Source organism: Psychrobacter sp. K31L (genome assembly GCF_017942195.1).
Lineage (GTDB): Bacteria > Pseudomonadota > Gammaproteobacteria > Pseudomonadales > Moraxellaceae > Psychrobacter > Psychrobacter glaciei.
Window position 1 is genome coordinate 616,957 of record NZ_JAGKSC010000001.1, and the last position, 21,252, is coordinate 638,208.

A 21,252-nucleotide genomic window follows, 5' to 3' on the forward strand; every position below is an offset into this window, starting at 1 on the left:
GATTCGACTATAGACCTAAATTTTATTGCCACAAGCCTTCGACATGAATGGCGTCCGACTTAATAGTGGGATAATCGCTAAATACCAACTGATAGCCACTGACTGTATTGGCGCTAAGCTGGCACGTCGCCCCAAGTGGAAAGCTGTGTTTCTGACCAATATGACCAAAGCGCATGCCGCTATAAATCGGCAATCCTGTCAGCTTATGCAATTGACGAATTACGGTGGCGACATCATAACGCTTGTCATAGCTATCCTCACCGCTACCCGATAGCGCGCCAAACACGATGGCTTGCTGATCTTTAAATACGCCTGCTAAATACAAATCATATAGCATGCGCTCAATACGATAGGCTTGCTCGCCGACATCTTCTAAAAATACAATCCCGTCAGCAATTCGTGGCACATACTCACTGCCTGCCAGCGCTGATACGACACTCAAATTGCCACCCCAAATAGTGCCTGTTATCGTTTTTGGCTCAGAGCTTGCCAAGATACTCGGTAAATTCGGACTGGTTAAAGAGGCGTCTGGTATGTTGATAGCCAGATTTGGATTGGTTAATGCTTCCGCAAATTGTCGACAGCTGACTTGGTCGGGTTTGGTTTTGCCAAACTCACTATAAAGCATCGGTGCCGCAAGCGAACTCATATCACCCTTTGCCAGCAATGCGCACTGAATAGCGGTCACATCACTAAAGCCTGCGAGTATCGTGCCGCGCTCCTTCATAATGCGTCCTAGCGTTGACCAATCCACCATTGGCAATAGACGCACAGCACCATAGCCACCGCGTACACCAAGTAGCAGCTTTGGCGCTTTGATCGCACCCGTAGCGATATTTTGCAAATCACTCGCGCGCTGCGAATCGGTACCTGCAAAGCGCAAATACTGCCGAGTGGTAATCGTAGGATTATCGACTTTAAAACCTGCACAAGCCAAGCGGTCTAATGCCAATTCATTACGCTCGTCACTACCACCGACATTGGAGCTGGCAAAAAGCCGTGTCTCAATATTTGGCGTGATACAACTCGTTTGCGCCTGCAATGTTTCGGGCGCTGCTTGTTGCGGTGTCAACGCCGTTGGCAGGTCATCTTTGGTCAGGTGCGTGCTGTTATCTTGCTCAGTAGTATTAGCCGCCAGCGCTTGAGTGATGCTTTGGGTCGCTAACAGCCCTGCCCCTGCGCTGATTCCGACTTGACGTAAAAACTGGCGACGATTCAGCTCAGAAAATTTCTTGGTCATTACTCTACCTTTTATGCCATGCAGTTAGGATCTGTTGAACAGACGTCTTTAACACACGTTAAATATTTGTTTTTATAACATCTCATAAGACTGGATTATAACGCAGGTTTTGACAATATCGCGTTTTAGGAAAGTTAAGCTAAGCTCAATCTATCCTTTCTATAGTCAACAAAACGCTACAGAATCACTCATAGCCTTATTTGGATGAAGTGACGACTCTTGTTATAGTAAAGGGCGTTCAATAGTCTTTAACAAAAAATAAGGAATATAAGTATGGCTGACAAAGAGAAAGATGATAAAAGTCTGATAGACAGCATTAAGCTCATCTTGGGTAAAGAAGATAAAATAAATGACCAGCTCAAAAACGGTCGCGGCCTTGAGCGTTATGCCAAGGATTTGCTACTGCTGATGAGTTTAGTTAAAGATTATTATCAAGGCAACTATCGCAACATTCCCTACAAAACTATTTCTGCGGGAGTGGTCGGTCTGCTCTATGTGCTAAATCCTATTGATATTATTCCGGATTTTATTCCCTTTATCGGTCAAATCGATGATGCGCTGGTACTGAAATTTTGTCTTAAGCTCATGGAAAAAGACTTACGCAAGTACAAAACTTGGAAAGATCAACAAACAGCCTCTAAAGATGAAAAATCTAATAAAGACGCTGCCTCAAAGCCGACCAATAAAAAGCTAGAAGATAAGACTAAGGACACCGAAAAAAAAGCCACAAATAAAGAGTCCAAAAAGTAGTGATAGCTTTAAATTAACATTAATAATAAAGAAACGGTCAATGAGCTATTCATTGACCGTTTCTTCGTATTAGATGAGCACTTTCTTTATCTACTTTACTGTTTCAAAATTTTATCAATCCGGCACATCATAACGGGCTTTTTCTGGATTGAGACCGAACGAATAAACAAAGGTCGCAACGAGGCTGTTTATAATGATGAACGGGAAATCGATAGCGGTATGTCCAAGCACGTAGCGACCGATGAGCCATGAGACAATCAGCATAACAATAAAGAACCCGCCCAAATACGCCAAGATAGCTGGATGCTTAAGATTGTAAGGCTGCTCAGGTTCAGGTTTTTTGTTTAATACATAGGTTCTTATCGCCCAACCAGCAGCATAAGAAAACCCACCCAACACCACATAACTAAAAAAATTCATATTACCTGACTCTAGTGACTTAACTACTTATAAGAAAAGACTGCTTATGACAAAAAATTGTCTATAATTGATGACCTGTGCTTAGCTGCCTGTACCGACATTATCAATAATAATATTGGCATGCGGATTGGCTAAAATATCAGTATTAACGTCATCACACTCTACGCGATAGATAGTATTGGCACCGCGATAAATATACGACAAATACTCACTGTCCAATAGCGGATCGATATTGGCATAGACAGGCTTCACATGAGCCAGTACCAGCACTCTATCGGGACGGCCAATGACAGCGTCAACATTATCAGGATCTATAGAGAAAAACGTGGGTATCTCGCTATTTTCAAGCACTTCTAACGGCTCGGCGTCATCCCAGACGCGCCCGCTACTTGCCGGCTCTTTCATTTGCATCATCCATGTGCCACCCTGCTGACTGACTTTTATTTGCGCAGGCTCATCATGACTGACCGTATAGCAGCCTTCAAAGACAGACAGATCTGCTGCCGCTTCAACTACGTCGGTATCGGATTGGGTGCTAGTATCATTGCAAGCGCTCAACAATAACGCGCTACTCGCAGTGATACTGACCATCAACAGCGTTAATCTTTTATAAAAAACGTTTGAGCGTAAGGACATAATAGGGTTATCCTGCATTCGTGCATTAAAACTTTTAGGAAGATAGGAAGAAAGCTGTCGTTAATCAGTGCCGTTCGTAAATTATGAGGAAAAAGCAGCCACTAAAACTGCCCTTTAAATGACTATTCACGCTACTTTAGCATGTGAGTAGGCTGATACTCATGCCGTCAGAGGCTCGTTTCCTTACAACAATTCTGCCTATTTTAACAGAAAACGAAAGGCTTACTATTATGATATGTGGTTTTGCGATTTTGTGCATTACGATTGCCCATATTAACGATAGATTTGTTATACTCAAACGCATTTGAATGATGCGCCACCACTGTTTTGATGGCGCTCGAAAAACCGCTTAATTCTATCCTACGTTAATCACTTATTAGGTCATACATTTTTTATGTCAGACAATCGCACTTCTACGCCACATAGCCATAAAGACCACGCGATTGATCCGTTGGCCGCCAAAAAAAATACCACGGTGGCCTACACTGACGGCGCCTGCAAAGGCAACCCGGGTGCTGGTGGTTGGGGCGCACACTTGATATTTAGTGATGGGCACACGCAGGATTTATATGGCGGCACGAAAGAAACCACCAATAATCGCATGGAGTTAATGGGTGCGATACAAGCATTGACCCATAGTCCACATGAGCACAATCTCGAGATTTGGACAGACTCTAGCTATGTCAAAAAAGGCATTACTGAATGGATTGAAGGCTGGAAAAAACGAGGCTGGAAAACAGCCAGTAAAAAACCCGTTGCCAATCAAGACCTTTGGCAACAATTAGACGCGTTATGCCAACAGCGCGACGTTGACTGGCATTGGGTGAAGGGTCACGCTGGACATGCAGGCAACGAAAAAGCGGACGAGCTGGCAAACTTAGGCGTAACGTCCAGCAGTGAAGATTTATCGGCAAGAGATGCGCAAGAAATGGCTAAAAAAAAAGAGCAAATAATGCCTAATAAATCGCAAAATACCTCTAATCAAAATATCTCTAATCAAAGCACCTCTAATAATGATGACTGGCTGAAATATGATCCGTTAGGTCTTGATATAGATGACGAGCTTGACGACGAGCTTGATGAAGAAGTGTTCGATGAAGAAGTGCTTGACGAAGAAGCCCTCGATGACGAACCATTCGACAACCCTCTATTAGACGAACAAAGCCATAACAATGCTAGCAAACCAATGAGTACCACAGACATGCCAGAAGCCCAGACGATGACGACTGACACCATAATGAATAATGACAATCCAGACACGCCGACTGATGAGCCAAAATTTGACGGTGACACCAGCCGTGCCAATCCATACTTTAAGCCATTGCTACCCAAGCCAATAAACCGTCACCAATCTGATCGTCAGCTGATTATGGATACCGAGACCACGGGTCTGGATCCGCAAAAAGGCGATCGTGTCATTGAAGTCGGTATTGTCGAGATGATCGGGCGCAAATTCACTGGCGAAAAGCTACACGTTTATATCAATCCCCAGCGCGGGATGGATGAAGAAGTGATTCGCATTCATGGTATCTCTGAAGCGTTTTTAACCGACAAACCCACCTTTGATCAAGTCGCTCAGTCGCTTTACGACTTTATGGATGGTGCCGAAATCATCGCTCATAATGCCACCTTTGATATGAACTTCTTAAACATGGAGTTTGCTAAAGTTGGGATGAATGACTTTGCACAACGGGTAAAAGTCACTGACTCGCTAGTCATGGCCAAACAACAATATCCGGGGCAAAAAAACACCCTAGATGCCCTCGTGCGCCGCTTAGATGTCGGTAAACAAGACCGTACATTCCATGGGGCATTGTTGGATTCCGAGATTTTAGCCGAAGTCTATCTGGCGATGACTGGTGGACAGGTCACCCTCGCTATCGAAGAAGACTCTCAAGCAGACGGTGGACAGACAGCCCATGCTCACTTTGCCAACTTGGCCTCTTTATTACTAGCATCACCCACTGATGAGACAGCCAATCAGAGTTGGTATAGCGAGTTAGCCGAAGAATATTCTGAATTAAAAGCCAACATATAGCATGTGATTAAAATAACCTTTTATACTGACATTTGGATACTGTATAGTTTTGATTATCATCATGAGCGTTATCGGTTACTCATAAACGCCTGTTAAATCATCGTCTAAATGATCGCTATTTTCATCAGTACGTTATGGAAAAATAACTATGAACCAGTCTGCACAAATGAAATTAACTGCCCCAACGCTTAGTGTTACTGACTTTAATCTGCCATCGCTACATCTGTTGCATGATGAAATTATCGTCACCCTTAAAGACACTGAGATTCATCTGAGCGAATTTAACGATGACAATAGTCAATCTCCTTTATTATTAGACTCTATCACTGTGCTAAAGCAGCTGTCTTGTATTTTTGAGTTGATTTCTTTGGTTGGTGCAGAAGTGTTGAATACCGCCATCGTTAATGGCTTACAGCGCCTTTATAACAGTGGTGATAATAACGATACTGCGTTGATTATGGATCTGTCAGAAGCCATCATGACTTTGGATCGTTATGTAGAATTTGTGCTATTGACTGAGTCAGTAGAGCCAACTTTGCTATTACCTATCATTAATAAGCTTAATGCTCATGGACAGCTCGCGCCTATCGAAGCAGACTATTTTGCGGCATTTGGTAGTAGCAGTGTCATTATTGCCAACCCTGAAAAGAACTTTCAGCCGCTACAAGAGCTTAATCTCGATAGTGAGCTGCTGACCTATGCCTATCGTAGTGGTCTTGGGGTTGCACTGCTCAATCAAGATGGCGTAGTGAGCCAAGATGCTCAACAAAATCTGGATGCCATGAGTGCTGCGTGTGCGTTGATAGCCGCTCATAGCAACAGTTTATTTTGGCAAGCTGCTACTGCTGCGGTCACTGATCTCGCGACCATTTTGCCGCTTAACCTCAGCCAAAAGCATACACTCATTTATCTAGAGCAGCAGTTCCAAAGCTATCTACCCATCATGGACACGCGTTTTGCTGATTTGGTCAGTTTTGCTTGTCAGCGCGATAACGAAGCCGCAAAACTGCTGCGTGAACAATATGCGGCCAATCAATTAGAAGGCCCACAGCGCGAGCAAATGAAGCGCTTTTTATTCGGTCCTAATCGTGCGCTGACAGATACGTTGAATGCTATCATTCAGACGCAAATCAATACGATTAAAGAAGATGTCGATAGCTACGCGCGCGGTGATTCACTCAATCCTGCTGACATGCAGACAGCACAAATTATCGAGCAGTTGACGGTACTGGGCTCAGCATTACGCTTGTTGGGACTGTCAAATGCGGCGACCAGCCTGAATGCAGCAGCAGATGCAGTAAGCAAATGGCGCATACCCTCGCCTGAAGATTTTGATTATCTACTATTGGCATTAATGCATGCTGAAAACGCTACTATCGCCATGGCTGAGATGCATACCCCAGGGGCGATCTACTTGCCACTCAATAACCCCCATATCTCGTTGCATCAGCTCAATACAGCTTATGATACTTTAATACAAGAAAGCCGTACTGCCATTGCCAGTGCCGAGCAAGCGATTAACGATTATTTATCTGAGCCTGAGCGCGATATGCTCAACATTCAAAACATACCTGAAATGCTACGTCAAGTAGCAGGCGCGGTACGCTTTTTACAACTGCTAACACCAGCCAGTATGCTGAGCCAATTGGCCAACTATATACAGCAACGTATCGAAAGTGGCAAGCGCATTGACGACAGCACCTTAGCTTATATCGCTGACGTGATTATGGCTGTTGATCATCATTTAGATGGTTTTGAGCACAACCGTCCAGTGAGTAAACAAGCGCTTAATGTTGGTCAACGAAGCTTAAGTCAATTACTTGCCGCTTAATGGTTTTAGCGGCATCTGCGCTGATGAGTGATTTAAAACTTTTACTTTAAACAAGTTCGTACCTTATTTGCTACGTACTTGATTTAGACCGTTTGGAAACCTGCTTATGACTCGCGCTTTTGTATTTAGTGATGATACTGTACTCTGCCACCAAACGATCAACGGCTGGTGGCCATTGTACATCCAACTACCACCGTTCAATATCAGTGACAGTGGCAAAGAGCCACAGCCTACCTATCAAATAGGCAACGTAGCGCTACTCGAAAGCCTAGCTCCAAGTCACTGGCAGTCTGAGGCTAATAATAGTATCAATGATGGTACAGAAATTTTGGTTGCGACTGAGTCTGATTCTGGAACTACCGAGGACGCTGCCACTTTCACTGCGCAAGCAGCCAATGCCATTACCTATGATTATGCAGTAGCGCATGATATCGCATTGCCTATGATTGCAGAGGGCAGCGGGAACGCTTTTGTGCCGTATCGACAGCTTATCACGCAGTTACCTGCCGCCTTATCAGCTCAGATTAGCCAAGCCATACAGCTGTTACGCTGGCAGACAGATACACAGTTTTGTAGTCGCTGCGCATCCCCAGTTGTTCATGCCACAGCAGATGAGCGTGCCATGGTCTGTCCAGTATGCCGATTACGCCAATACCCTCGTGTCCAGCCTTGTGTTATTACGGCTATCAATCGACCCAATCCGCAGACGGGAGAGATGCAAATTTTGCTCGCTCATCATCACCGTTATGGAGAACAAAAGCGCCCCCTAATGTACGGCTTGATTGCAGGTTTTGTAGAAGTGGGTGAAAGTTTAGAGCATGCGGTCGTGCGAGAAGTAGCAGAAGAGGTCAACATCAGCCTATCAGATATTCGCTATGTCAGCAGTCAGCCATGGCCATTTCCTTCTAATTTAATGCTTGGTTTTCGCGCTTCTTATGCGGCTGGCGATATTGTAATACAAGAAGAGGAGCTGTCACACGCCGATTTTTTTGATCTCTCTAATTTGCCCAAAATACCGTTTAAGGGCAGCATTGCCTACGAGCTGATCGCCCAGATTGCTCATGAACAAGGCATCGCACTATAGTAGATTAATTATCTACTATAATACAAGCGCCTCACTTTAATGTCTCCATCCATGTTAATCACGCCAGTCTTGATGACCGATGTTAAGGTTTTTAATTAAATGCAAAGCAGTAGTAATATTCGTCTAATCAATCTGCCCATACTGTTCGATACCTTGAATATCGAAACATTACCTGCTGATATGCAAGCAAAAATTGCCCTTATTGATGCCTGTCTGCCGCAGACGCAGTGCGGTCTGTGTGAGCATCCAGACGGTTGCCTGCCTTATGCTACCGCTATCGTAGTAGATAACGAGCCGTACAATAAATGTGTGCCGGGCGGTCAACCGGTTACTGATGCTATTGCGCAAATCGTGACTCTTGACAGCGATCAAACAACTCTCAAAGCCGCGCCATCTCAGTGGCCGATAGACGCCACATCGACGCGGCCGACCGAGGTACGCGCCGTCATCCGTGAAGATGACTGTATCGGCTGTACTAAATGTATACCCGCCTGCCCCGTCGATGCTATCGTTGGTACTGGCAAGCACATGCACACTATCTTTACGGACTTGTGCACGGGCTGTGAGCTTTGTATCGCACCTTGCCCAGTTGATTGCATTGATTTGGTCACGATTGAGCGCGAGCTGTCTATCTCTGAGCGCGAGGTAGAACAAGAAGACTTAAGGCAGCGCTATCATACTCATCTTAGACGCGTCACCGATCAGCTTGCTGATAGCAGCAATAGTAGACCTGTGGTCAGCATGGTCGAGGCAAAACTGAATAATGCCACCAGTCAATCGCTGAATATCAGCGAAGCACAAGCAAAAAACACCATTGCGGCAGCCAAGCTACGCAGCAAAATAAAAAAGCTAGAAAAACAATTAAGTGCTCGTCCAAATGAGAGCAAACAAACGGATCTTGACGCATTGCAAGCCGAGCTTGCGCAGCTATGACTGTTTTATAAATACGTGCGTTATATAGTGGATTCACGTTAAAAATGTTCAACAGACCCTAGACTAATTAATGGTAAAAATACCATGAGTAAAACCGTCAAACACAAAACTGCCGATACCCCACCATCGCGGCGCATGCCCAATCGTGACGTCCGTTCATTCTTTGAAAAGTTGGCAGCGACGATTGATGAGCCAGTGACGGAATTACATTATAAAAGTAATTTTGAGCTACTGATTGCAGTCATCTTATCTGCGCAAGCGACGGATGTGAGTGTCAATATTGCCACCCAGAAATTATATCCAGTGGCGAATACCCCTGAAGCAATCTTGGCATTGGGTGAAGAGGGTTTAAAGTCCTATATAAAAAATATTGGCTTATATAATGCCAAAGCTAAAAACGTCATTAAAACCTGCCAAGATTTGATTGAGAAGTTTGATAGTACCGTCCCTGATAATCGTAAAGACTTAGAATCGCTCGCTGGCGTTGGACGCAAAACCGCCAATGTGGTCTTAAATACCGCTTTTGGGCAACCAACTATGGCAGTCGATACGCATATCTTTCGCGTGGGCAATCGGACCGGCCTTGCCACGGGCAAAAACGTGTTAATCGTTGAAAACAAGCTGGTCGAACGTATCCCAGACGACTTTATCGTAGATGCGCATCATTATCTTATCTTACATGGGCGCTATACTTGTCAAGCACGTACACCCAAATGCGGTGCTTGCCCTGTCTATGACGAATGTATGTTTAAGGACAAAGCCAAGTTTTTGGAACTGTAGTTTTAAGGACTATAGCTTTCAGAATTATAGTTTTAAGGATTACAGCTTTCAGAATTACAAACACTCTTTATTTAGAATTGAGGAAGCCCAATGCATACGCTAACCGCCCTACTATTTGACGATTTTGAGACCTTGGATCTGTTTGGACCTATCGAGATGTTTGGTTGCTTGCCTGAGCATTATCGTCTGCAATTTGCCTCACTGAGTGGTGGTATCATTCAGAGTAAGCATGGCGTTGCGATGCAAACGGTCGCTGTCACAGAATTGGCGTATCAGACTGATATTGTATTGATGGTTGGCGGAATGGGTACTCGCCAGCAGATCAATCATAGACCGTTTTTGCAGGCGCTTACCACACTGGTTGAACACGCTGATTGGGCGCTTAGCGTTTGTACGGGTAGCGCATTGTTGGCTAAAGCTGGTGTCTTAGATGGCAAGCGTGCAACGTCTAATAAGCTCTCATGGCAATGGGTAATAACGCAGTCTGATAAAGTCCATTGGATAGAGCAAGCGCGCTGGGTAGTAGACGGCAAGTTTTATACCTCTTCAGGGGTTAGTGCTGGCATGGATATGGCGCTTGGCTTTATCGCTGACAGACATGACATAGAGACGGCTCGTCAAATTGCTAACTATACTGAATATCGCTGGCAAGAAAATAGCGATATTGATGACTTTTACCATGGTTAATCCAATCCATGCCCAGTTACTTCATAATACTATCCATCGCTAGAGTTTTAACTCGATTCACGGTAAAATGTCATAATTTTTTGATTCAATTTTGCCTTATTTTTCCGTTAACATTTAATCCTGACTGAGTTTATAGATTACAGTCCTTGCCATTAAGCGATCCAACTATGCGCGAATACAACTTATTTACCTCAGAATCTGTGAGCGAAGGCCATCCTGATAAAATGGCTGACCAAATCTCAGACGCTATTCTTGATGCCATCTTACGTGAAGATCTCCATGCCCGCGTTGCCTGCGAAACCTTGGTTAAAACCGGTGCCGTGATATTGGCTGGTGAAGTGACCACAACGGCAAACATCGACGTCGAACGTATCGTTCGTGATACTGTCAACGGTATCGGTTATCACCATTCTGACTTGGGTTTTGATGGCGAGACGTGTGCGGTTATTAACATGCTGGGCAAGCAATCTCCAGAAATTGCCCAAGGTGTCGATCGTAGCGACCCTGAAGAGCAAGGTGCAGGCGATCAAGGCTTGATGTTTGGCTACGCCAGCAACGAGACTGAAGTATTGATGCCAGCCGCTATTGAATATGCTCATCGCTTGATGGAGCGTCAGTCTGAGCTACGCCGCGCAGGTGATCTGCCATGGTTGCGTCCCGATGCCAAAGCGCAAGTTACCCTAAAATACGATGGCACTCGTCCCGTTGCTATCGATGCTGTCGTTCTATCGACCCAGCATGATCCCAGTATCTCGCAAGCAGATTTGCAAGAAGCGATTATGGAATCTATCATCAAGCAAGTATTGCCAGCAGACCTACTGCATGCTGGCACACGCTACCACATCAATCCCACGGGCAAATTTGTCATTGGTGGGCCGGTTGGTGATGCTGGATTGACAGGTCGTAAAATCATCGTTGATACTTATGGCGGCATGGCACGTCATGGCGGCGGTGCCTTTAGTGGCAAAGACCCTTCAAAAGTAGATCGCAGCGCTGCTTATGCTGTGCGTTATGTTGCCAAAAACATCGTTGCTGCTGGGCTGGCTGATCGCTGTGAAGTGCAAGTGAGCTATGCCATTGGGGTCGCTGAACCGACATCTATCTCGGTCAACACCTTTGGTACCAGCAACATCAGCCATGACGAGATCATTCGCCTGATTCGTACCCATTTTGATCTGCGCCCTTATGGCATTACCCGTATGCTGAACTTATTGCAACCTATGTATCAGCAGACTGCGACGTTTGGGCATTTTGGTCGTCCCGGCTCTGAAACTGCCTTTACGTGGGAAAAAACAGACAAAGCTGAAATCTTAAAAGCAGACGCAGGGTTGTAAAAATATTACCTGATGTCCCTTAGTCTCTTACAAACAGACCGTCTCTATAAATCTAAAATTACCGATACTTATTAGGAATCGCTTATGTCTCAAGACAATATTCAAGACAGCAACCCTCAAGACAACAATGTTGATGCTAGCGTTGAAATCACCCCTGAAATGCAGGCGTTTTATCAACGTGCCGATGCCATCATCGGTATCGCCAACAGTCAGTTGGGTTCTGATGCTCATTCAGGTCAAGTAGGCGCGTCTTTGTTGTATGCTGCCGCACGCTATAGCGCGTCAGTTGCTTCTATTGGCTTTGTAAAGGGTGATGATTTTGCCAAAGAAAAAGACGATATTGTCGAGTTCTATGTCAAACAGTATCGCCAAATGCTAAGCGACAACTTAACCGATTATGCACAAAACTTTGATAAATATGTACAGTTAAACCAAGATGATAAAGTCGCTAAATAAGTCTTTTTAAACACTTAAAGCATAGCAATTATGCTTTATGGCAGGCTTAAAGATCATTAAACATTAAACCCAAGCCTAATTGTACGCTTGGGTTTTTTATTAACCCTGAATAGTTAAGCATGCAGTCCATTCAATTTAAAAGAAATACAAGGCGACCGAGTGTAGATGTAATACTTCAAGCGAGGCTAATGCTGTCACTCTTTTATATAATAAAAATACCCCAAAAACGCTACGATACTGCTGATATTAATTTTTTGTAGCCTCTGTCTGTACAGGCGCAGCAAGCAAGAAAAATTGATATCAGCCGTGCGTGATGTATCAATATTACTTTTCATTGACTACATAATATTGAGCACAACACAAAAAAGGACATGATATCGCTATCATGTCCTTTTCGTTTAATACAAATACTACGTTCAGTCTACTACTCAGCAGCGATAGCGATCATCTCAACCAATAGCTCAGGACGCGCTAGTGCTGACTCACCACAAGCACGGGCTGGAGGCTGAATGCCTTCAAACCATTTGTCATATACTTCATTCATAGCAGCAAAGTCTGCCATGTCTTTGATCCAAACCGTCACTGATAGTAGTTTTGATTTATCACTACCGACTTCTTCTAACAACGTTTGGATTTTTTCTAAACACGTCAAAGTTTGTGCTTTGATATCGTCTTCTGCGTTGCCCACTTGACCACATAAATATACGGTCTGGTTGTGGACGACAATTCTGCTCATGCGCTGAGTGCTGTGTAGCTTCTTTATCATATTATATCCCTTCAAATTATTGATTTAAGTCTGTGCTAAATCTATCAAATGCACTATTTTTTCGAAAAACGCTGGGCGCTAAATGGCGCAACATCTACCAATAACGGCTTGTCATGAATCATCTCTTCAACGAGACGCCCTGTCATAGGCCCTAGAGTAAAACCTTGATGACTGTGACCAAACGCAAACCATAGTTTGTCATGCTTATCCGCAGGACCAATTACTGGCTTCATATCAGGCATACAAGGACGTGATCCTGCCCAAGCTTCAGATTCTACTGCGTCTTCTAATGGTAAGATTTTACGAGCCAGCTTCAATACGGTTTTTAATTGTCCAAAGTTTTTTGGCGCATCCATCGTCGTCATCTCAGCGCCCGTCGTGATACGGATACCTTGCTGCATCGGCCCCATCACAAAGCCTTTGTCCATATCAAACATACTGTGATTGATGGTGTTTTTTTCCGTCACTTTGAAATGCTGATGATAGCCACGCATTGGGAACAATGGCAGATTATAACCAAGTGGTTTAATCAAGTCGTTTGACCAAGGACCAGCGGCGATGACCAATTTATCACTATAATACGTATCGTTATCAGTGATAACTTTCCAACCTTCGCCGTCTTGTACGATTTCTTTGACATCGCTTTCTTTGATCGTACCGCCCATCTCTTGGAAGTTTTTCGCATACGCTTTGACTAGCGAGCTTGGGTTCGATACTTGCCAAGAGTTTTTCCAATGAATCGCACCAACGAAACCTTCAAAATTGGCGCTAGGTTCCATTGCTTTTAGTTCTTCAAGGTTTAGGACGTTATGTTCAACACCTTGGTTGCGAGCATCAATGGCTGACGCTTGTGCTTCTTTAAACGTCTCTTCAGAACGATGCAACTGTAACCAGCCATCACGCGTGATGAGCTCGTCAGCACCAGATGCTGAAATCATTGTCTGATGCTCACTAGTACAATGCGCGATCAGCGTCTGCCACTCTGATTCGATTTGTTTGACAGTCGCAGGTACAGAGTATTTCCAGTACTGTAATAGCGCTTGATGGTAACGCAGAATCGCTGGTATGCGATAGCGAATGTCAGTACCTTGGTTCGGTAACACTCTGATCATTTCAGTCAATTGACGAGGAAAAGGATGGGTATGAATGGCTTCACGTTGAATCAATCCAGCATTACCATAAGAGGTCTCTGAACCTGGTAACTTCTTATCTAACATCAGTACTTGTGAACTATTTTTTTGTAGATGCCACGCAACTGAGGTGCCAACCATGCCTGCACCGATAACGATCACTTCATAGCGCATAACCTATCCTTTTTTTAGGGTGTTAATACAGAGTATCAAATATAAGGGTCTAACAGAATTAGGTGGTAATAGTAACGCATTGAGCCAAATTTTAAACCCTTATCTGACGGACTTTTTTGTTATCTAATACTTTTGGTTATAGGATTCTAACAGAAATTAAATTAGTAGGAATAACAGGGTTATTAAATGAACATTCAGTGCGGAATCAGGCTGTCAAACTATGAAATTAGTCAACTAATTGTCAGGCCATTCTTTCTCTTAACTTCATAAGCAAACGCAAATAATTTAAATCTGAGGAAACCATGTACCAAAAACACTATAATCTGCCCCGAATTTATCGGAAGCACATTATAATGTTTTTAGTAAAATAATTAAGGTAAACGAATTTAAAAGATCTTTTACCTATAAAGCTATATAAACAGTTTTTATACTATGGCGTGTCACCATTTAAACTGTAAGGCTTAAAATTAGATAAATTGCAGCCAAACAAGGAAAGTAGCTCAGATGATATCGAGATATTGACTAGGTGTCTGACGCAGTTTAGCAAGATCTAGCCACTTTTAGGCTCTTTCGTTCAGATTGAGGACACGCCCTAATAGAATCAATAATTTCCTGATAGCTATTTACGATATTAAACATAGGTAAAGCTTTCTCTACAACTTCTTTTGAAGGTGAAAATAAGTATCCATGAGTGACTGCGCTTAGCATCGTAAAATCATTAAATGCATCGCCTATTGCCATACTATTTCCCAATGATAAAGGATATTTTTCTATAATCTCATGTTTACCATGTTCGCGACTGTATAGTGCTTTATTAACATAGCCTGCACTATCAATCTGTAAACGATGACAATATACAGTATCCATTGGAACTTCGAGCTGCTGCAAGAATCCTTCAAGTAATTCATGAAAGCAGTCTGACACGATTTTAATCTCAAAACCTTTCATCTTTAATGTTTGTAGAAACTCTTTTGCTCCTTCAATTGGATTAAGTTGCCCGATAATACTTTGTATTTTTGGTAGCGTGATCTGATATTTTTCTAGAACAGCTATGCGATATATCATCAGTTTTTGATAATCCTCTACTTCCCTTGTTGTGATGCTAAGCTCAGATATATCTAGGCGCTTAGCTAAAAACTTCCATATTTCTGGGACTAAGACACCTTCCATATCGATAAAGGCTATTTTATTCATTTTGACTATCCTTAGTTTAAGTTTGTAAAGAGCAAAAACACACCTAACAACCCTAATATGAAACCAATGACTCGATTAATCGCTACTTGTTTATTTAACATTTTTTCTCTTAGAGTACGCTGAGAGAATAATAAAGCCACTAAAGCAAACCATATGAAATGAGCTACCGACATAAACAGCCCGTAACCGATCAAAATAGACTTTGGGGTGATAGCGCTAACAATTTGTGTATAAGTGCTAATAACAAACAAGGTAGTCTTAGGATTCAAGGCGTTCGTAAAGAAACCATATCGTAACGCTTGTGCAGAACTGATGCAGGTAGAAGAACCCACGTCCTTTACAGGTTTTTGTATAAATGTTTTATACCCAATATAAATGAGATAAAACGCACCAAGATATTTTATGATAGTCAAAAAATTGGGCGCAAACTCCATTACAATGGCAACGGCTAACAAGGTATAAGCGACATGGACTAATACTCCTAACGCTATACCAATAGAAGTTAATACACCAATAGAGCGCCCATATAAGTAGCTATTTTTGGTCACAATAGCGAAATCAGCGCCTGGACTGATGACAGCAAGAATGGTAATCATAATAACGGCTAAAAATTCTGTCATTTGTCTATCTCTATGCTTCTAGCAGCTATATATGCTGTATTTTTCACACTTACCTCGTGTAGTCATTCAATTTAGTTGTATCTTCCTATATTTCTTAGTAAACTAAAATTGAGTTATTTACATGAGTATTTATGAGTTTTTGGCATGATAGAAAAGATATCATTAAATTCGCTAAAGTTTTTTTATTACGTTGCACAGCATGGTAGCGTGACGTTAGCTTCTCAAAAATTGTTTGTGACACAGAGCGCAGTGAGCAAACAGATTAAAAATCTGGAAGATGCTTTAGGTCTTATTTTATTTGATAGAGTGAACAAGAAGCTTTTACTTACCCCAAATGGCAGCTTACTTTTCGCCTGTTGCCAACAAGTTTTTGCAAAATTAGACGATTGCCTTGTCGATTTAAAGAATCAACAATATGAAAAGAAACAATTGGTACTATCCTGCGAACCTACAATTTCTATGAAATGGTTGATACCGCGTTTGGCTGAATTTAACTCACTAAACTATGGCTTTGAAATTGTATTACTGACGGGCGGTGGAATCGTAGACTTTCAAGGGAAATCTATCGATATTGCCTTGCGCAGAAACGATTTTGAATGGGACAAGAATATATTTCATGAGAAAATTATTGAAGAATACATAGTTGCTGTTCGCAACACTAGAACCGAACAGACAAATACGCTTTTACTTACTTCTTCTCGACCAAATTTATGGCAACACATAAACAAGTCTAAGTTGGTGAGTAGTGATATTTTATCGTACGAACACATGGTGTTAGAGCATTTCTATTTGTGTATTGAAGGATGTTTAGCTGGTTTAGGAACAGCTATTGTTTCAATATTTATGGTGGAAAAAGAAATCTCACATGAATTTTTAGAATTGGTACATCCTCCCGTAGCGGACAGTTCTTCTTATCATTTATTGTCCTATTACCCTTTTTACGAAGATGAAAGAAAGGTGATATTCAAAAACTGGCTGAAAACAGAGATGCTGATTAGCAAGGTACAGTTTATGGAAAATTTGAAGTAGATCTGGAGCTTACTTAAATTCTATGTATTTGCTTATACTTCAACGATAGGCTCATGCAGTCATTTATTAAAACCACCTTTTAGGCTGAGACAAAAGCTCATCTATACGCTAAATATCAAAAGAGCATGACTAAAAGTCGCCGAAAATGTAATGCCAAACGTTAGAGCATATTTAGAGAAATATCGCTCTGCCATTATGTGTATCGGTAAGGGAACAGGCAATGTATCAATGTGCTAATTGATGGCACGCCCTGTAGCGGTAATACACTTCAAACATCACCACCACACCGGATCATCACTCGCCAGCGTCTCTAACAATTTTTTAGAGCTTTTAACCTCAACTTCATCTGCTGACAGCTCCGCGATAAATCTTGAAGGCTTATCGAAATACCCTGAATAACTGGCGAAGTAATCAGGTGCGGTTAGATACAATCTGGTCTTGGCTCGACTACAGGCGACATAAAATAATTTTCGTTCCTCTTCTAACTCCTCAAAGTCATCCAACGAGCGATGATGTGGCGTGATGCCATCGACCAATGAATTAACAAACACCACTGGCCACTCCAGCCCTTTGGCACTGTGGATAGTCGAGATAGTGACTTTGTCGCTGCCATTTTCATCCGGCTGACTGGTTGTCGCTACCGAATCATTGGGCGGATCGAGTGCCAAATTTTCTAAGAAATCATCAAGGCTACTGTGCTCTGTTGCCAAATTTTTGAGCACCCGAAAATCCTCGCTACGCTCACGCCAATTCTCTTCAATCGTCTTTAGGATAGGAATGTAAAAATCAAGTACCAGCTCAATGATAGCCTCAACCGACTCCGCTTGTTGCGCTTTGGTCAAAGTCGTATGAAGCGATTCTAACTGCGGACTTTTTTTGCTAAATTTCGGTAGTAATAATGGCTCAAAGGAATTGTTATCAGCATTAATCGCTTGAGTCAAACGCGTCGCGGTGACTGCTCCAACTCCTTGGAACAAGGTCAAAATTCGATGCCAAGCAATGGTGTCATTAGGATTATAAAGAATTTTTATAAAAGCTAAGACATCTTTGACATGACGGCGCTCAACGAACTTAATACCCCCTACCACGATAAATGGAATATGGCGCTCCATAAATTCTAACTGTACATAATTAGACTGAAAAGACGTGCGGCACAGTACCGCAAAATCATTGTAATCGTAGTCTGTCTTGTGCTCGATAATCTTATCGGCTATATATTTGGCCTCTTTCGTTTCATCACTTAAACGGCTAAAGGTTGGTTTGTTGCCCGTTATGCTCGCGTTTGAATACAGCTGCTTTTGATACCCTAATGTGATTTGCGCGGACAAAGCATTGATATAATTTAAAACAGCAGGCGTACTACGATAGTTTTGCTCAAGCTTAATGAGACTCGCCTCAGGATAGGTCTCACCGAAGAGCAAGATATTCTCGTAATTAGCACCGCGAAACGCATAAATACTTTGATTATCATCACCGACTACCATCAGCGAGACCGAGGCTGGCGCACAAATAAGATCAATCAGCTGCTTTTGCGGAATATTCGTATCTTGATATTCATCAACCATAATATAGCGGTAGTTTTCTTGTAGCAGCTGACGGAATTTGTCGTTAGACTTTAGATGACGTACCACTTGGCTGATAATATCGTCAAAATCATACAAATGATTGGCGCGTTTATACTCATGAAAGTCGACAGCCAATTGCTCAATGATAGGAATATGAATAGCAATATCAGGATAATTATCTTCGATCAAATTACGAATAGGAATACGACGGTTTCTAGAGGTTGAAAAGATATTCTGTAAGGTTTTCTTGCGTGGAAATGCTTGTTTCTTAGTTTGCGCTGGGTACTTCTTTTCTTTATAAATCAAGTCAATCGCGTCTTCAGCATCCCCTGTATCTAGAATCGTAAAGCGCGGATTGATACCCAGTAGCCCTGAATATTGACGCAGCAGCCTATTGCAAAACGAGTGAAAGGTGCCACTGGTGATATCGTTTAGCGCTTTGCTGGTCGGCAAAACATCCTCGGATAACTGCTCGTCAGATAGGGTGTTAGTGAGCAAGGTTTTCGCGCGACTCTTAATCTCATTGGCGGCTTTTCGAGTAAAGGTCAGTAGCAATATTTGCTTAGGAGGCACACCATTCTCTAATAGATAACTGGTACGATACGTTAAGGTTTTGGTCTTACCAGAGCCAGCACCAGCGATGACCAATACCTTGCCATCGATAGTAGTGGCTGCTAACAATTGGTCAGGATTTAGCTCACTGGTGTAATCTACTTTTAAGCCTAAATCACTATTCAACCTTTGTTTCAGCAGCTCAACATTTGCAGCATCGTCGGCGTCGATTAGATTGGCTTCTAACTTTTTAATCGCTTTTTCAAGACGCGCAAGCTTGGGCTTAATCTCCATAAAGTTCTGCGGATAGTGGTAGCGGTGCGTGTCAAAAATAGTGGGTGTCATTATAGGAATTTGCCTTTCATTTTATTTTAGCTGCTTTTATCTGTATAAAGCACCTAATACGTAGCAGTTCAGAGATTTAGCTAATAGATTTTGATGTTAATGATTTTTGCTGTTAATGATTAAGATTGTTAGTAAAGTTTAGCGAGTTATAAGCACTCACCTTTAATGCGCTTGTCAGCCAAATTATTATTTTATAGTACAGCTTACCATAATTGATAAAACAGCAAAATTGCCAGCGATGACTAGGACAGACTCGGACAAAATCTTAGTATACCGCACAACAACCTCACCCCTATTCCGGTAAATTTGCTACAATATGCCCAATTTTGATTTACCATTTAACTAAGTTTTATAATGACTAATTACTGAGTTCTATGGGGACTAAGTATCAAGTCTTATATTGACTAAGTACCAACTGATTTTATTCATATATTGAGAGCATGTTATGGGTTTTAATTGCGGCATCGTCGGCCTACCAAACGTGGGTAAATCTACCTTGTTTAACGCCTTGACCAAAGCGGGTATCGCCGCTGAAAACTTTCCGTTTTGTACCAAAGATCCCAACACGGGTATTGTACCAGTACCAGACCTACGCCTAAAGAAACTGGCTGATATCGTCAATCCTGAACGTGTACTACCGACGACGATGGAGTTTGTGGATATCGCAGGTCTAGTCGCAGGCGCGTCAAAAGGCGAAGGTATGGGTAACCAGTTCCTAGCCAATATTCGTGAGACCGATGCGATTGCTCACGTAGTACGCTGTTTTGATGATGACAACGTCGTTCACGTTGATGGTCGCGTTAGCCCTATTGATGACATCGAAACCATCAATACTGAATTGGCATTGGCGGATTTAGAAGCCGTTGAGCGCGCTGTGTTTAACTTAACCAAAAAAGCCAAAGGCGGCGATAAAGACGCTAGCGCCATGCTTGATGTGTTCAAAAAAATCGAACCATTGTTAGCAGACGGTCAAGCGGCTCGCGCGGCAAACCTTGATAGCGATGAGAAAAAGCTCATCAGAAGCTATGGTTTGATTACCCTAAAGCCAACCATGTATATCGCTAACGTCTCTGAGGACGGCTTTGAAAACAACCCTTACCTTGATGCCGTTCGCAACTATGCCACTGGTGAAGATTCTATCGTCATCGCCCTATGCAACCAAATCGAATCTGAAATCGCTCAGCTTGATGAAGACGACAAAAAAGACTTCCTAGCTGAGATGAATATGGAAGAAGCCGGTCTTGATCAAGTCATTCGCGGTGGTTATGACTTACTGGATATGCAGACTTACTTCACTGCTGGTGTCAAAGAAGTTCGTGCTTGGACTGTCGCTATTGGCGCAACCGCACCGCAAGCTGCTGGTGTGATTCATACTGATTTTGAGCGCGGTTTCATTCGTGCCGAAGTCATTGCTTATGATGACTTCATCGAACACAATGGTGAGAAAGGCGCAGCGGCCGCTGGTAAATCACGTTTGGAAGGCAAAACTTACATCGTGCAAGATGGCGATGTGATGCATTTCCGCTTTAACGTTTAACGTTCAAAGTTTAATAAAGCGAATTGCGTGTTTACACAGTCTTAGTAGAGAACAACCAAAAGTCAGCCTTTGTGCTGGCTTTTTTTATTATAATAACGTCTGTTATCTTCAAAAACAGCAAATCCGCTGAAAACAATTATTAAAATAATGA

At 42.7% G+C, this 21,252-nt stretch carries 19 protein-coding genes; 11 read left to right on the plus strand and 8 right to left on the minus strand.

Features of this window, described 5'->3' with window-relative positions; genetic code table 11:
• Window positions 1-22: 22 nt before the first annotated feature.
• Window positions 23-1,240: an LD-carboxypeptidase gene (locus J5X94_RS02430; protein WP_210539777.1), complete on the minus strand. Its 1,218-nt coding sequence runs from the start codon at window positions 1,238-1,240 to the stop codon at window positions 23-25.
• Between the two features lie 273 nt (window positions 1,241-1,513).
• Here J5X94_RS02430 and J5X94_RS02435 point away from each other — a divergent pair, with 273 nt between their 5' ends.
• Window positions 1,514-1,990, plus strand: a complete 477-nt coding sequence (locus J5X94_RS02435; protein WP_210539779.1) for a YkvA family protein — start codon at window positions 1,514-1,516, stop codon at window positions 1,988-1,990.
• Between the two features lie 114 nt (window positions 1,991-2,104).
• Here the strand turns inward: J5X94_RS02435 and J5X94_RS02440 are convergent, their stop codons facing one another.
• Together J5X94_RS02440 and J5X94_RS02445 are read right to left on the minus strand one after the other, a co-directional pair.
• The gene (locus J5X94_RS02440) at window positions 2,105-2,410 is read right to left on the minus strand and encodes a hypothetical protein (RefSeq protein WP_010196130.1); all 306 of its coding nucleotides are present in this window, start codon (window positions 2,408-2,410) and stop codon (window positions 2,105-2,107) included.
• A gap of 81 nt (window positions 2,411-2,491) precedes the next feature.
• Window positions 2,492-3,046, minus strand: coding sequence for a hypothetical protein (locus J5X94_RS02445; RefSeq protein WP_228293117.1), 555 nt, complete (start codon window positions 3,044-3,046; stop codon window positions 2,492-2,494).
• A gap of 394 nt (window positions 3,047-3,440) precedes the next feature.
• Between J5X94_RS02445 and dnaQ the strand changes: the two genes are divergently transcribed.
• The 8 genes from dnaQ to J5X94_RS02485 all read left to right on the plus strand — a co-directional run bounded on the left by dnaQ (window position 3,441) and on the right by J5X94_RS02485 (window position 12,189).
• Entirely contained in the window at window positions 3,441-5,084 is a 1,644-nt protein-coding gene (gene dnaQ / locus J5X94_RS02450) for a DNA polymerase III subunit epsilon (protein WP_210539781.1), read from the plus strand.
• Between the two features lie 148 nt (window positions 5,085-5,232).
• A complete protein-coding gene (locus tag J5X94_RS02455; RefSeq protein WP_210539782.1) occupies window positions 5,233-6,915 on the plus strand; it encodes a hypothetical protein in 1,683 nt (560 codons plus the stop codon).
• Between the two features lie 106 nt (window positions 6,916-7,021).
• The gene (gene nudC, locus J5X94_RS02460; protein ID WP_210539785.1) at window positions 7,022-7,999 is read left to right on the plus strand and encodes an NAD(+) diphosphatase; all 978 of its coding nucleotides are present in this window, start codon (window positions 7,022-7,024) and stop codon (window positions 7,997-7,999) included.
• Window positions 8,000-8,098: 99 nt separating this feature from the next.
• Window positions 8,099-8,932, plus strand: a complete 834-nt coding sequence (locus J5X94_RS02465; protein ID WP_194618877.1) for an RnfABCDGE type electron transport complex subunit B — start codon at window positions 8,099-8,101, stop codon at window positions 8,930-8,932.
• A gap of 84 nt (window positions 8,933-9,016) precedes the next feature.
• Window positions 9,017-9,712 carry an endonuclease III gene (gene nth, locus J5X94_RS02470; RefSeq protein ID WP_194618878.1) on the plus strand — a complete coding sequence of 232 codons (696 nt, stop codon included), beginning with the start codon at window positions 9,017-9,019 and terminating at the stop codon, window positions 9,710-9,712.
• Window positions 9,713-9,802: 90 nt separating this feature from the next.
• Window positions 9,803-10,399 carry a DJ-1/PfpI family protein gene (locus J5X94_RS02475; RefSeq protein WP_194618879.1) on the plus strand — a complete coding sequence of 199 codons (597 nt, stop codon included), beginning with the start codon at window positions 9,803-9,805 and terminating at the stop codon, window positions 10,397-10,399.
• A 167-nt stretch (window positions 10,400-10,566) separates the two neighbouring features.
• Window positions 10,567-11,733 (plus strand): methionine adenosyltransferase, encoded by a 1,167-nt coding sequence (gene metK, locus J5X94_RS02480; RefSeq protein WP_010196152.1) that lies wholly within the window; start codon window positions 10,567-10,569, stop codon window positions 11,731-11,733.
• Window positions 11,734-11,817: 84 nt separating this feature from the next.
• On the plus strand, window positions 11,818-12,189 hold the full coding sequence (locus J5X94_RS02485; protein WP_227669845.1) for a DUF3144 domain-containing protein: 372 nt from the start codon (window positions 11,818-11,820) through the stop codon (window positions 12,187-12,189).
• Window positions 12,190-12,613: 424 nt separating this feature from the next.
• Here the strand turns inward: J5X94_RS02485 and J5X94_RS02490 are convergent, their stop codons facing one another.
• The 4 genes from J5X94_RS02490 to J5X94_RS02505 form a co-directional block, all read right to left on the minus strand.
• Complete coding sequence (locus J5X94_RS02490; protein ID WP_040642715.1) at window positions 12,614-12,952, minus strand: RidA family protein; 339 nt, start codon at window positions 12,950-12,952, stop codon at window positions 12,614-12,616.
• Between the two features lie 56 nt (window positions 12,953-13,008).
• The gene (locus J5X94_RS02495) at window positions 13,009-14,259 is read right to left on the minus strand and encodes an NAD(P)/FAD-dependent oxidoreductase (protein WP_194618880.1); all 1,251 of its coding nucleotides are present in this window, start codon (window positions 14,257-14,259) and stop codon (window positions 13,009-13,011) included.
• Window positions 14,260-14,799: 540 nt separating this feature from the next.
• Window positions 14,800-15,453, minus strand: coding sequence for a bifunctional phosphoserine phosphatase/homoserine phosphotransferase ThrH (gene thrH, locus J5X94_RS02500; RefSeq protein WP_210539787.1), 654 nt, complete (start codon window positions 15,451-15,453; stop codon window positions 14,800-14,802).
• A gap of 11 nt (window positions 15,454-15,464) precedes the next feature.
• Window positions 15,465-16,073 carry a LysE family translocator gene (locus J5X94_RS02505; protein ID WP_210539789.1) on the minus strand — a complete coding sequence of 203 codons (609 nt, stop codon included), beginning with the start codon at window positions 16,071-16,073 and terminating at the stop codon, window positions 15,465-15,467.
• A gap of 144 nt (window positions 16,074-16,217) precedes the next feature.
• On the opposite strand from J5X94_RS02505, the gene J5X94_RS02510 reads away from it, so the two are divergent.
• Window positions 16,218-17,102 carry a LysR family transcriptional regulator gene (locus tag J5X94_RS02510; protein ID WP_210539791.1) on the plus strand — a complete coding sequence of 295 codons (885 nt, stop codon included), beginning with the start codon at window positions 16,218-16,220 and terminating at the stop codon, window positions 17,100-17,102.
• Window positions 17,103-17,377: 275 nt separating this feature from the next.
• Here J5X94_RS02510 and J5X94_RS02515 read toward each other — a convergent pair whose 3' ends face one another.
• The gene (locus J5X94_RS02515; RefSeq protein ID WP_210539793.1) at window positions 17,378-19,564 is read right to left on the minus strand and encodes an ATP-dependent helicase; all 2,187 of its coding nucleotides are present in this window, start codon (window positions 19,562-19,564) and stop codon (window positions 17,378-17,380) included.
• Between the two features lie 445 nt (window positions 19,565-20,009).
• Here J5X94_RS02515 and ychF point away from each other — a divergent pair, with 445 nt between their 5' ends.
• The gene (gene ychF, locus J5X94_RS02520) at window positions 20,010-21,101 is read left to right on the plus strand and encodes a redox-regulated ATPase YchF (protein WP_189581133.1); all 1,092 of its coding nucleotides are present in this window, start codon (window positions 20,010-20,012) and stop codon (window positions 21,099-21,101) included.
• Window positions 21,102-21,252 lie beyond the last annotated feature (151 nt).